This window comes from Streptomyces chartreusis, assembly GCF_008704715.1.
GTDB classification, from domain to species: Bacteria; Actinomycetota; Actinomycetes; order Streptomycetales; family Streptomycetaceae; genus Streptomyces; species Streptomyces chartreusis.
Window position 1 is genome coordinate 9,763,169 of record NZ_CP023689.1, and the last position, 12,699, is coordinate 9,775,867.

Genomic DNA, 12,699 nt, shown 5'->3' on the forward strand with positions numbered 1-12,699 from the left:
GTCTCGCCGCCCGTCGCCGAGCAGCACGGTGTACTGCGGCTGAGCACAGAACTGAAGCCTTCGGTCTCACGGAACAGGGAGCCATCGATCGCTGGTGGTCACAGCTCCCCGGCGCAGGCTTGCGCGAGAGTCCGCACCGGGGCCGACGCGGCGCGGACCGGTAGAACAGGGGCGTCCGGTCTGGAACCGCGGCCGGGCCGGGGCACGTCCCCTACCGGGACCGTTGAAGGGACGCCATGAGCATCGACGCACGCCGCCCGTCCGGGCCGTCGCCGGCCGGAAGGCCGCGGCCCGCGGGCGATCCGCCGCGGCCGTACACGCCGCTGTGGCGACGTCTGCGTGAGGACGAATGGCCCCCGCTGGGTGAGGTGTTGCGCGGGCGGCGGGAGCAGGTGCCCCAATGGGTGGTGCTGGTGCTGTTCCTCCCGTGCCTGTGGTGGCTGACCGTGCCGCTGCTGGTCGGCTACCAACTGGCCCGCACCGCCCGGCGTTTGGCGCGCCGGATCTTTCCCGTACGCCCGCAAGGGCTCGTCGAGGATCCCCAGGTGCTCCGCGTGCAGCGGGTGCGGGCCTGGCTGGCCCTCGCCATGTCGGGGCTGCTGCTGGCCGCGTTCGGCGGCTGGGACGACCTGGCGGAGGCGCCGGGCCAGGTCCTGCTGCGGCTGCTGTACGCGCCCTGGTTGGCGCTGTTGACTGCGGCGTTGGTGGTGACGCTGCTCTTCTTGGCGGCCAGGCCCGGGACGCGGCGGGCCATGCGAACGCGGCTGTGGCCCGCAGGCCGGTCAGCCCTCTGGTACTTCGGTGCCTGGACGCTGGTGCCGCTGCTGTTCATGGCGGCGGCCGAGGGGATGGGGCTGCTGCCCAGCGGCGTCAACGTGCTGCTCTGGGCATCCGTGATGTTCGTCTGCTGGGCGCCGTTCTGGTGGGTGATCTTCTTTCTCGGCTTCGCCTCCGGTCCGGCACTGCGCCACGCCTTCAACCTGTCCGCCCTGCATGCGGCGCTGCCCGCACTGGTCACGTCCGTCCTGGTCTGGGTGTTCGCCTTCCTCGGCCTGTCGACGGGTGGTCTTCCGCCGGGCCCGCTGCCTCTCGCGGTGTGTGCGTTCCTCGGCGGCCCGGTGTCGGTGACAGCGGTGGCCTGGTGGGAGATTCACCGGCTACGGCTTCGGCACGGAGTGCGGTTGCGGGGTTAGCGCCGCGGGGCTGGGCGCTCTGTCGGGCGGGAGTTTGCGGCCGGTGCCGAGGCCAGGAGAAGCACCAACGGCCGAACACATGCCCATCTTCCTTGCAAGCGCGGTCGCCACATCGGGCAAGCATCCGGCCCGAGGACCAGATGGCCCATGGGGGGAATCTCTTCCGCCGTTCGGGACGGGCAAGTGCTGTCCTTGGGAGCGGCCGGGGTGCAGGTGGGCCGGTGAGCTGTTCCACACGATGCTTCCGGGCGCGGGTATGTAGGTAGAGGGGTCGCCCACCGCCTCGAATCGCCGAGACGGTGGGCAACGGCCATTGACCGAATTCCGGCTCTCGCCCTGTCTAACCGAGAGTGCTTCGGAACGGGTCAGCGCACAGTCCGCGCCGCCTTCTCGATGATTCGGGTGACGGCGTCCGGGTGGGACACGGTCACCGCATGGGAGGACCGGATCTCCTCGATATGGGCGTTGGCGCGCTCGGCCATGAAGACCTGGAGCTCTCGCGGGATGATGCGGTCGTTCGAGCCGACCAGAGCCCAGGAGGGGATGGTCTTCCAAGCGGGCTCGCCGGAAGGTTCGTTGAGGGCGGTGCCGGTGCCGGGGCGCTGAGTGACCGCCATCATGCGGGCGGTGTTCGCGGAGACATCGGCGCCGAAGGCTTGGTGGAACTTGGACTGGTCGATGTAGAAGTCGAAGTCCTTGGAGCCGTCGGGCTTGGTGATCGGGACGGGCCGTAGAACGTCGCCGATGACACTGCCCTCGAACCTGCTCGCCAGCTCGTTGACGCTCTCGCCCGTGTCGGGCAGGAAGGCATCGGCGTACACGAGCGCCTTGACGTTGTCGGCGCCACGGGCTGCGTTGCTGATCACCGCTCCGCCGTAGGAGTGCCCGACCAGAACCACCGGCCCGTCGATGGAGGCCAGCAGGTTCTTCACGGCTGCGGCGTCGCCGCTCACACTTCGCAACGGGTTGGCCGCGGCCAGCACCGGATAGCCGTCTTCCTTGAGCTGCTTGATGACGCCGTTCCAGCTCGAGGAGTCCGCGAACGCGCCGTGGACGAGTACGACGGTCGGCTTGGCACCCTTTGGAGTGGTGGTGCCCTTGCTGGCGCTCGCCGACCCGACCGACGTGGCCACGAGGGCCGAGGCGATGGCTGCGGTGGCCAGGAGGGTGAGGGGCGTGCGGGCATGCCGAAGACGTGAATGGCGGTACATGAGAAGCCTTTCGAGGCAGAGGTTGCAACCAAGTCCTGGGAAGTGGACATGGATGGATTTACGGCAGGGTGCTGCCGCAGTTCAGAGGGAGACGGGCCATGGGCGGCAAGCGGGATCACGTCCGAGGCTTGCCGGCAGCGGCGTACGACCGACGCACGACCGTACTGACTGGCCCGCTCAAGGTGCTCATCGCGTCGCTGGGATCGATGCGCAGGGGAAAGGAACGGATGATCCACGTTCTATGCCTGCGGAGTCCACGCGCACGGAAGCAATGATCAGTACGGCTGATCTCGCAGCGCTGCTGCTGGTGCAGCGCAGGACTCTCAGGCGCTGCGGAGGGCGGTGCTCAGGGCGTGAATGGCCAGCTCCATCGCGGCAGTTGTCGCCTGCGTGGGACGCAGCGGGTTGAGCATCATGAAGTCGTGCAGGGTGCCGTTGATACGGATACTCATGGTGGGCACAGCCGCCTGGATCAGCTTGGCCGCGTACGCTTCGCCTTCGTCACGCAGCACATCGTTCTGGTCGACGATGACGAGCGCCGGCGGCAGGCCCTGAAGGTCATCCAGGCTCGCCCACAGCGGTGAAGCGGTGATCTCCGTCCGCTGGGCGGGGTCGGTGGTGTAGCAGTCCCAGAACCAGGCCATGGACTTGGCGGTGAGGAAGGGGCCGTCCGCGAACTCCCGGTAGCTTTCGGTGTTCTGGGACGCGTCCGTGACGGGGTAGTACAGCGACTGGTGCACGAAGGTCACGTCACCGCGCTGCTTGGCCATGAGGGTGAGGGCTGCGGTCATGTTGCCGCCGACGGAGTCGCCGGCCACCGCCAGGCGTGACGCGTCCAGGCCTTCCTCGGCACCCTTCGCGGTGATCCATCGAGCGGTCGCGTACGCCTGCTCGATGGCGACCGGGTACTTGGCCTCCGGCGAGCGGTCGTACTCGACGAAGGCGACCGCGACCTGTGCCCCGACGGCGAGCTCGCGCACCAGGCGGTCATGCGTGCCGGCGTTGCCGAGGACCCAGCCGCCGCCGTGCACGTAGAGGACGACCGGCAGTGATCCCTGGGAGCCGATGGGCTTGACGATGCGTACCTGCACATCCCCCACGTCGGCGGGCACCGTGATCCACTTCTCCTCCACATCCGGTTTCTCCACCGGCGCCGCCTGAAGGTCGTCGAGCACCTTCCGGGCGCCCTCCGGACCGAGTTCGTAGAGGAAGGGCGGGTTGGCCGTCGCATCGGCCAGCTCATGAGCCGCAGGTTCCAGAACGTGCTTGGTCATGGTTGCACTCCTTAGGTCGGCAGGCCCTCTTACCTGCTTTAAACCTAATGACCAGGTAAAGGTGAAATGTGTGACAGGTCTGGAGGTAAACGGCTGTGACCTGCGGATTCGCGAGCGACGAGTACGCATACTGCTCGCAGGGTGCGATGCGTATCGGTCTGCTCACGATGCGCGAGCGCGGCACGTCGGGCAACGCGTCGACATCGTGATCGTCATGCGAGCAGCCGCGTTCCGCCGCGGACTCGATTGCACGTGCTGCAGGTCAGACGTACAGGGTCGACAACCACATGGAGCGGACGGCCCAGATCTCCCTGGACGCGATCACGAAGGCGAGGGCCAAGAGCCTGCTGGTGCGCGGTACCGGGCGGAGGTGCATTCTGAGAAACGGAGCGCCCAGGCCAGTGAGCTTGCTCAGCGGGCGCATACGAGGTGAAGGCACTGCACCTCAACAGGGTCGCCGTAGTCGTGTGGTCCGGCGATGTCGAACGCTCAACCCTTATCTCAGTGTGCGGTTGCCCCCTGTCGTCCGCTGCCTCGGGCGCCGCCGCCATTCCCGACCCCGGGGAAACGCATGAACACCTATCGAGCTGCGCAGGTCGACACCGCGAACGGGTCCTTCCGGATCGTCGAGCGGGAGGTACCGCATCCAGGCCCTCGCCACGTAAGGGTTGCCGTCGAAGCCTGCGGAATCTGCCACAGCGACGCCGTCTTCGTGGGCGCCGGCATGCCCGGCGTGCGGTTCCCTCTGGTTCCGGGCCACGAGGCCGCCGGGCGCATCGAGGAACTCGGAGAAGGGGCCGAGGTCGGAGGCTGGAACGTGGGGGACCGCGTCACGGTGGGCTGGTTCGGAGGGAGTTGCGGTCGCTGCATTCCCTGCCGCCAGGGCGACTTCATCGTCTGCGACAACCTCAAGATTCCCGGCTACGCGTACGACGGCGGTTTCGCCGAAGCCATGATTGCGCCGATCGACGCCCTCGCCCGGATCCCCGAAGCTCTGAAGGCGTCCGACGCGGGACCCATGGCCTGCGCCGGCGTCACGTCGTACAACGGTCTGCGACGCAGCTCCGCCCGGCCCGGCGACCTCGTGGCCGTACTCGGTATCGGTGGCCTCGGCCACCTGGGCGTCCAGTACGCGGTAGCCATGGGATTCGAGACCGTGGCCATCGCCCGAGGCGCGGAGAAGGCCGAGTTTGCCAAGCAATTGGGAGCACACCACTACATCGACAGCACAGCAGCGACAACGGTCGCGGAATCCCTGCTCTCCCTGGGCGGCGCCAAGGTCGTACTCGCCACGGCGGGAAGCTCCGACGCCATCGCGGCAACGGTTGACGGCATGACGCACCGCGGCGAACTCGTCGTCATCGGAGTGAGCCCCGACCCGCTGGGCATCAGCCCACTACAGCTGATTCTGCGCGGCAGGACTGTACGCGGCCACCCGTCCGGCACCGCACAGGACGTGCAGGACACCATGGCGTTCAGCACCCTGCACGGCATTCGCCCGACGGTGGAGACCGTGCCGCTGGCAGAAGCCGACGCGGCCTACCAGAAGATGCTGTCGGGAGCCGCACGCTTCCGCATGGTGCTCACCACCGGCTGACACCGCGTGCCGACGCCGAGATGCGCACGCCAGTCCATCGATTCCAGACAGCCCAGGACCGTGCCCGTATGGGAGTTCCATGACCTCAAAGGGTTCCGGGAAGCAGCCATCACTCGCACGCGCTGTCGTCGTGGCGCGGCACGGGAAGATCTGGCTGGTGCCGACCATCCTGTCCGCACTGGTGGCCCTGTGCCTGACGCTGCTCTACATGGGCGGCATCCTCAACCCGAACGGCAACCTGCGCCATCTGCCCATTGCGCTGGTCAACTCGGACCAGGGCCCACCGCTGCCGGGACAACAACAGACCTTGGGCACACAGGTGAGCCGGTCGGTCGCTGCAGCGACCCCAGCAGACGCCGTGCAATGGCGCCGGCTCAGCCAAGCTCAGATGCAGGACCAGCTCGCGTCGGGCAAGATCTACGGCGCTCTGGTGATCCCGAGCGACTTCACCGCCTCGGTGGCGGCACTGACAACCAGCCAGGCCACAACGCGCCCCGCCCTCACCGTCCTGACCAACCCCGGGCTGGGCAGCCTCGGCTCATCCCTGGCCAGCCAGATCACCCAGCGCGCGGCTCACCAGGCATCCCTGACGATCGGCAAGCAACTGGCAGCCCACGCCTCCGAACAGGGCGCCAACACCACCACCCAATCCCTCCTGGGCGACCCTGTCACCGTCACCACCAAGGTGGGTCATCCCATCGGAGGCCACAGCGGCCTTGGTCTGAGCGGCTTCTATTTCACACTGCTGCTGGTCCTGACCGGATTCGTCGGCGGAAACATCATCAACAACGGCGTCGACGCGGGCCTGGGATACACCGACAACGAGATCGGGCCCTGGCACACCCGACGCCCCACCGTGCCCATCAGCCGCACGCAGACACTGCTGCTGAAGATGCTCATGTCCGCGGGCATCTCTGTGTTGACCACCAGCCTGATCATGGTCGCCGCGATCGGGATCCTGGGCATGGACGCCTCCCACCTGCCCCTGCTGTGGATCTTCTCCTACTGCGCGAGCCTGGCCGTGGGCCTGGGAGTGCAGGCCATCAACGCCGCCTTCGGCGGGATCGGCCAAGTGGTCTCCATGTTCGTGTTCATCGCCCTGGCCCTGCCGTCCTCAGGGGCGACGATTCCCCTCCATGCCGTACCCGGTTTCTACCGCTTCCTGGCGCTGTTCGAACCGATGCGGCAACTGAGCGAGGGCGTACGGGCCATCCTCTACTTCGACGCCCGAGCCGACGCCGGCCTGACCCGCGGCTGGGTCATGATCGCCATCGGCAGCGCTCTCGCCCTGCTGTTCGGGTTCGCCATGACGCTGTACTACGACCACAGGGGACTGCGCCGTTTGACCGCACGCCCTGCACCCCCCGCGTCCACCGGCACACCGGAGTCGTCATGACCCTCGCCTACCCGTCCATCCGGACCCGGCATGAAGACGGCGTTCTGTTTGCCACCCTCGACGCCGGGCCCCTCAACCTCCTCGGCGTAGACCTCGTGCGCGACCTCGTCGCCCTGGTGAACATGCTCCACACCGACCCCGGCGACATGCGCGTCGTCGTCATCGACAGCGCCTCACCGGACTACTTCTCAGCACACGTAGATCTCTCGGCGGTTCCGCAGTACACCGCCGAAGCGGCCATGGCCGGCGGGCCCGGTGACGCCTCCCTCGGCATGTTCCTGCACCGGCTGGCACGCGTCCCAGCGATCACCATCGCCAAGGTGCGCGGCCGCGCTCGCGGCGGCGGCAACGAACTCGCGCTGGCCTGCGACATGATCTTCGCCTCGCGAGAAAGTGCGGTCTTCGGCCAGTTCGAATCCGGCACCGGCGCCCTGCCAGGCGCCGGCGGCATCCAGCACCTGGCACGGCGCCTCGGCCGGACTCGCGCCATCGAGGCCATCACCGCAGCGGACGATTTCGACGCCGACCTCGCCGAACGCTACGGCTGGATCAACCGCGCCCTGCCCGACGCCGAACTCGACGGCTTCGTCGAGCAGCTGGCCAAGCGCATCGCAGGCTTCCCGCCCGCGGGCGTCAATGCAGCCAAGCGCGCCATCAACGACCTCACGCTGGCAGAACCCGCACACGTCCGCTCCGACGCCGCCACCTTCCAAGGCCTCATCACCCTGCCCGAAACCCGCGAGCGCCTGGACTACCTGGCCGCCCACGGCCTCCAGGAACCCGGTGACCTCGAACGCGACCTCGGTAAAGCGGTAGATGAGTTCCGCCGCTGACGTCCGCCTCCCGGACCACCTGGTGGAGGAGCAGGGTGCGGACCTTCTCCGCCTTGACCTCTGTCTCGGCCTGCTCGTGGAGATAGAGGTCTTCCTTCGTGAGCGGATCACGCCCGGCGTACCCCCGGACCTGGAAGCCGGCCCCGTTGGGGCGAATGCTGCCGGGCTGACGTCGCTTGCTCTTGGTGTTCGCCATGGTCCTGGAACCTATTCATGGTTAGTGCCACGGCTACGACGAACAGCGCGCCTACCGGGAGAGGTAACGCGCTGGTCAGGCAGTGTTGCCGTCCGGCACAGTCGATGTCACTCGTGGATGTCAGCCTGGGCTTCACGCCGCTTCACCCTTGCTGTTGGCTCATCACGCTCCGCACCCGTCCCGGGGCGGCCGTCGCTAGGTCCGCGTCACCCGGTAAGGTGGCGATCTTCGGCCGGCGGAAGCCGTACGGAGTCCTCGAAGGCCGGGCACATGATGCATCTAGCCGACCATCCGGTACGCCGCCGCCTCAGCGCCGCCCTGGGCAATCTCGCCGTCACTTTCCGCGGCATGACCGCGCATCCGGACGAGCACAACTGTGAATGCCACTGGGGCAGTGCGGAGGAGCTGTCTCTTCTGAAGACACCGGACGTGGAGCTGGAGCCGGATCTCCTGCGCCGGGCGTGGCAGGCCACCGACTGGACCGATCACGCGGCCGTGCTGCGCCGCGTCTTGCCGCAGTTCGCCCAGGTCCTGGTCGCCGGTCGCGCGGAACCCCTGTTCGGCGGCCTGGAAGAGGCCGGCTCTTCCTTCGCCCGCGGCCGCTGGCAGCAGTGGCCCGACCACTGCGCCGGTTCGGTACGCGAGTTCCTGCATGCCTGGTGGGAGCACAGCCTCACCGATCCGGATGCGGTCGTCCCGGCGCATCAGGTCTTCGTGATGTGTGCCGAGGCATCCGGATCGGTCCGCCCGTGGCTTGCCGAATGGGAGAAGCAGACCGGGTACCTCAGCGACCGACGTCTCGCCGAGGCAGCGGCGGAATGGGAGTACGAACTCCTGGGAGACAACCTCCCGTGGAACGTCGGCTGGTACGAGCACCACGAGGAGGAGATGCGCGCCGAACTGGTCGCCTGGCTCCTCGGCCACGCCGCGGTGCGGCTCCGCGAGTCGGGCGCATCGGCGGAGCTGCAGCACCGCATACGGCTGCTCGGACTCACCGACGAGGACCGCTGGACGGATCCGCACTGGCCCGGCCACCGCTACTGACGACGAGCAGGCGCGACGGCTCGCGTGGCTGCACGCCCGGTTCCGACACGACCTCGGCGCCGGGCCGCGCCATGGCTGGGCTGCAGAGACCGGCTGGCCACGGCGGACGGGCCACACCGGCCATGGACCCCGATGAACGAGGCGGAAACTGCGACTGGGCGACTCCGGTCTCACGAGTTGCGACAGCCGGAGGCGGCCGATACACGATCCGGTGTGCGCCGTGGACGGAGGTGAATGCCTCGCCCGTGGGGAGCAGTGAGGGTCAACTCCTCGCTGATGCGCTGCTGCGCGACCCGCTGCAGTACCGCACACACTGCCCGCTCAAGACTTGCGTGCCAGCCCCGCCGTGATGAGGTGCTCCCAGACGGTGAGTTCCCGTCCGGCGGCGTCGGCCCACTGGCTGTCGACCGGCTCGGGGCGCCACAGGGGCGCGGGAACGATGCCGGGGTCGAGGATCTCCAGGCCGGTCAGCAGGTGCTCGATCTCCTCGTCGCTGCGCCACCGACCACGGCCGAAGGTCTGTTGCAGAACCTTCTCCGCTTCTCGCGTCTCCGAGTTGTTGCCGGAGCGGAAGTGACTCACGAAGAAGTAACTCCCGGACGGCACACGGTCGCGCCAGTAGCGGACGATCCGTGCCGGGTCCTCGTCGTCGTTGACGTGGTGAAGGATGGCGCTGAACATGACGGCCACCGGGCGATCGAAGTCGATCAGTTCCCGGGTGTCCGGGTGCTGATAGACGTCTTCGGGATTGCGGACGTCGGCGGCGACGACGCGGGTCCGGTCGTTCTGTTCCAGCAATGCGCGGCCGTAGACCAGGACTTGGGGATCGTTGTCGACGTACACGACGCGGGACTCCGGAGCGTGCCGCTGTGCCACCTGGTGGACGTTGTCGGCCGTCGGCAGACCACTGCCCAGGTCGATGAACTGCCGTACGTCGGTCGTCGTAACGATTTCCTTCACCGCCCGCGTCAGGGCAGCGCGGTTGGCGAAGGCGATTCCCACCGAGCCGGGAAGGTCCCGTTTGAAGACATCGCCGATCTCCCGGTCTACGGCGTAGTTGTCCTTCCCGCCCAGCAGATAGTCGTAGACACGCGCGATACTGGGCGTGGTGGAGTCGATCGAGATGCCCTCATCCGTCATGAGCACCATCTTCGCCCGTGGCCGACCCTCCTGACCACTCGCATGAGGGACAGGGAGCCCATAGCGCTACCGTCCCTACCAGGCAAGCACCGCTCACCCGAAGGTGTGACAACGTACTGCGGACTCGGCAGAAGCCGCAGAACGACGTACTGTCATATGCCGGTTGCCTACGGCATGCAGGCAACCGGCATCACCGGTCCAGGGGAGAGGACGGCATCACAGATGGCGGGCACCGACTGGAGTGAGCGTGGACTGTGCCGGACGGCCAACCCTGACGACCTGTTCGTCGAAGGGGCGGCACAGAACCGAGCCAAGGCACTTTGCGGCGGCTGCGGCGTACGAACCGAGTGTCTCGCCCACGCCTTGGACGAGCGCATCGAGTACGGCGTGTGGGGAGGCATGACCGAGCGGGAACGCCGGGCTCTGCTACGGCGCCGGCCGACCGTCACGTCTTGGCGACGCCTGCTGGAAACGGCCCGCGCCGCACACGAGCGCACCGCCGTCACTCTCAAGGCGAGTTGAGCCCCGGGTCGGCCGGCCGCCGATGCATTCGGTCTGCGGCCGGGGTGCCCGAGGGCGCCGGTTCACGAGGGGGCTAGGACGCAGAATTCGTGGCCCTCGGGATCGTTCAGGCACGTCCACGGGGCGTCGCCCTGGCCGAGGTCGAGGTCGGTGGCGCCCAGGGCCCGTAGCCGCGCCACCTCCGCCGCCTTGTCGTCACCGGGGTACGGCAGCAGGTCGAGATGGACTCGGTCCGGCGCGGTCTTCGCGCCGGACGTGCGGATGAACTCCAGATAGGGGCCGACACCTTTGGCGGAGCGCAACGCCGCCTGATCTTCGGTCACTTCGTGCAGGACCCAGTCCGTCGCCTCGCCCCAGAACCGGGCCATGGCCCGCGGATCCGCACAGTCGACCACCACCGCGGCGATCGGCCCGGTGTCCCGGTAGACCTCCCGAGGCTCCAGCACACAGAACTCATTGCCCTCCGGGTCGGCGAGGACCGTCCACGGCACCTCGCCCTGGCCCACATCGGCGGGCGTCGCACCGAGAGTCAGAAGGCGGGCGACCAGTTCCTCCTGATGGGCCGCGGAGGTGGTGGCGAGATCGAGATGCATACGGTTCTTCGTCGCCGTCTTGGCTTCCGGGACGGGAACGACGTCGATGCCGACGACGACCGGGTCCGGCCAGACGAGTCCACCGGGAGGCCCGACATAGGTGGTCACGCCGGCGCTGTAGGCACTCCAGCCGAGCGCCTCCGCCCAGAACCGACCGACCGCCGAGGCACCGAGTGCCTTGATGTTCACGTGTACAGGTCGCAGCGCCATGGCCGCGATCCTATGCACCGCCGGGCAAGGACACCTTCACCCTCGCCGAGCGGACGAGGCACCCGGTTCTCGTGACCGTCAGGGAGCCCTGACGGTCGACGGTCGTCCGCGCTCGTCCCCGACTACTTGCCGGCGTCCTCGGCGAGGGTGTGGGCGACGAGGGCGTTGGCGTGGCCGTGGCCCAGGCCGTGCTCGGACTTGAGCCAGTTGACGAGCTCCATGTGCTTGGTGAGCGGAGAGGTGCGGATGAGTTCCTTCCACTCGGCGATCGGGCGGCCGTACTTCTTCTCGATGGACGGGAAGTAGGCGGCGGGGCCCTTCACTTCGGCGGTCATGGGTGTCCTCATTTTCTGCCTGTTGACGTGTTGTCGATCATTCGACCGGGGACGGCCACGAAAGTCATCGCTGCGTGCGGTGTGTGCTGGGTCACGGACATGCGAGCGGAGGTGACATTGCCGAAGGGCGACGGCGCTACTCTGCTGTGTCGTGCAGGAGACGCGCCTGAGCACTGCCCGGATCCGGGCGGCCCGCCGAGTGATCGACCCGGTCTTTCTCGACACGCCGCTGTACCGCTGCGAGGCCCTGGAGCCCGTCCTCGGGTGCACGGTGAGCATCAAGCTCGAGACGGCGAACCCGGTCCGCAGCTTCAAGGGCCGCGGCACCGAGGTGGTCGCGAGCCGGCTCGCAGAGCATGGCCCGCGAGCCGTGGTGTGCGCCAGCGCGGGCAACCTCGGTCAGGCTCTTGCCTGGTCCGGCCGAGGCCGTGGGCTCGACGTCAGCGTCGTGGCGTCCCGCTTCGCGACCGCGGCCAAGCTTGATCGCATCCGCTCGCTGGGCGCCAAGCTGGAACTGGTGGACGGCGACCACGAGATGGCGCGCGAGCGGGCCGCGGCCATCGCCCGCGACGACGGCATTCGGCTGGTCGAGGACAGCCTCGACATCGAGACCTGCGAAGGCGCGGCGACCATCGGACTGGAGCTGGTGGACACCGTGCCGTCCTTCGACACCGTGTTGATCGCCCTCGGCGGCGGGGCACTGGCCACGGGGGTGGGGCATGTGGTGAAGACCTTGGCGCCCGAGGTCGAGGTGATCTGCGTCCAGCCGCAGGGCGCACCGGCGATGACCCGCTCGTGGCACGGGCGGCGCGTCGTCACCACCGACTCGACCGACACCATCGCCGACGGCGTCGCCGGCCGATACCCGATCCCGGCCGTCCTGGACGACCTCCTCGTGGTCGCCGACGACGCGGTACTGGTCCGGGAGGCGTCGATCATCGCCGGCATGCGGCTGCTCCTCGACCACGCCGGCCTCGTCGTCGAACCGTCGGCCGCACTCGGCATCGCGGCGCTCCTCGAGAACCGTGACCGCTTCGCCGGCCGGCACGTGGTCACCATCGTGTGCGGCAGCAACGTCGACATGGACGCGTATCACCGCTGGGTCGGCCGATGAGTTTCCGACGCCCGGACAGTCGTAGACGCGACGACCACCTA

12 protein-coding genes are annotated in these 12,699 nt (G+C 68.1%); 7 read left to right on the forward strand and 5 right to left on the reverse strand.

The window, feature by feature from the left end; genetic code table 11:
• Positions 1–236: 236 nt before the first annotated feature.
• On the forward strand, positions 237–1,193 hold the full coding sequence (locus tag CP983_RS43085) for a hypothetical protein (RefSeq protein ID WP_229914898.1): 957 nt from the start codon (positions 237–239) through the stop codon (positions 1,191–1,193).
• 365 nt (positions 1,194–1,558) lie between these two features.
• Here the strand turns inward: CP983_RS43085 and CP983_RS43090 are convergent, their stop codons facing one another.
• Complete coding sequence (locus CP983_RS43090) at positions 1,559–2,404, reverse strand: alpha/beta fold hydrolase (RefSeq protein WP_150506055.1); 846 nt, start codon at positions 2,402–2,404, stop codon at positions 1,559–1,561.
• A 323-nt stretch (positions 2,405–2,727) separates the two neighbouring features.
• Complete coding sequence (locus CP983_RS43095) at positions 2,728–3,678, reverse strand: alpha/beta hydrolase (RefSeq protein ID WP_150506057.1); 951 nt, start codon at positions 3,676–3,678, stop codon at positions 2,728–2,730.
• 571 nt (positions 3,679–4,249) lie between these two features.
• On the opposite strand from CP983_RS43095, the gene CP983_RS43100 reads away from it, so the two are divergent.
• The 4 genes from CP983_RS43100 (at position 4,250) to CP983_RS43115 (ending at position 8,744) form a co-directional block, all read left to right on the forward strand.
• A complete protein-coding gene (locus CP983_RS43100) occupies positions 4,250–5,275 on the forward strand; it encodes an alcohol dehydrogenase (RefSeq protein WP_150506059.1) in 1,026 nt (341 codons plus the stop codon).
• 79 nt (positions 5,276–5,354) lie between these two features.
• Entirely contained in the window at positions 5,355–6,671 is a 1,317-nt protein-coding gene (locus tag CP983_RS43105; protein ID WP_150506061.1) for a YhgE/Pip domain-containing protein, read from the forward strand.
• A complete protein-coding gene (locus CP983_RS43110) occupies positions 6,668–7,504 on the forward strand; it encodes an enoyl-CoA hydratase/isomerase family protein (protein WP_150506063.1) in 837 nt (278 codons plus the stop codon). Before CP983_RS43105 ends, CP983_RS43110 begins: the two co-directional genes overlap by 4 nt.
• Positions 7,505–7,973: 469 nt before the next feature.
• Positions 7,974–8,744 (forward strand): hypothetical protein, encoded by a 771-nt coding sequence (locus CP983_RS43115; protein WP_150507250.1) that lies wholly within the window; start codon positions 7,974–7,976, stop codon positions 8,742–8,744.
• Positions 8,745–9,065: 321 nt separating this feature from the next.
• Here the strand turns inward: CP983_RS43115 and CP983_RS43120 are convergent, their stop codons facing one another.
• Complete coding sequence (locus tag CP983_RS43120) at positions 9,066–9,884, reverse strand: SAM-dependent methyltransferase (protein WP_150506065.1); 819 nt, start codon at positions 9,882–9,884, stop codon at positions 9,066–9,068.
• A 222-nt stretch (positions 9,885–10,106) separates the two neighbouring features.
• Between CP983_RS43120 and CP983_RS43125 the strand changes: the two genes are divergently transcribed.
• Positions 10,107–10,406 carry a WhiB family transcriptional regulator gene (locus CP983_RS43125; protein WP_030966824.1) on the forward strand — a complete coding sequence of 100 codons (300 nt, stop codon included), beginning with the start codon at positions 10,107–10,109 and terminating at the stop codon, positions 10,404–10,406.
• A 62-nt stretch (positions 10,407–10,468) separates the two neighbouring features.
• Here CP983_RS43125 and CP983_RS43130 read toward each other — a convergent pair whose 3' ends face one another.
• Positions 10,469–11,209 (reverse strand): VOC family protein, encoded by a 741-nt coding sequence (locus tag CP983_RS43130; protein ID WP_150506067.1) that lies wholly within the window; start codon positions 11,207–11,209, stop codon positions 10,469–10,471.
• Between the two features lie 122 nt (positions 11,210–11,331).
• The gene (locus tag CP983_RS43135; RefSeq protein ID WP_125524087.1) at positions 11,332–11,544 is read right to left on the reverse strand and encodes a DUF4287 domain-containing protein; all 213 of its coding nucleotides are present in this window, start codon (positions 11,542–11,544) and stop codon (positions 11,332–11,334) included.
• 151 nt (positions 11,545–11,695) lie between these two features.
• Here CP983_RS43135 and CP983_RS43140 point away from each other — a divergent pair, with 151 nt between their 5' ends.
• Positions 11,696–12,658, forward strand: a complete 963-nt coding sequence (locus CP983_RS43140) for a threonine ammonia-lyase (RefSeq protein WP_150506069.1) — start codon at positions 11,696–11,698, stop codon at positions 12,656–12,658.
• Positions 12,659–12,699 lie beyond the last annotated feature (41 nt).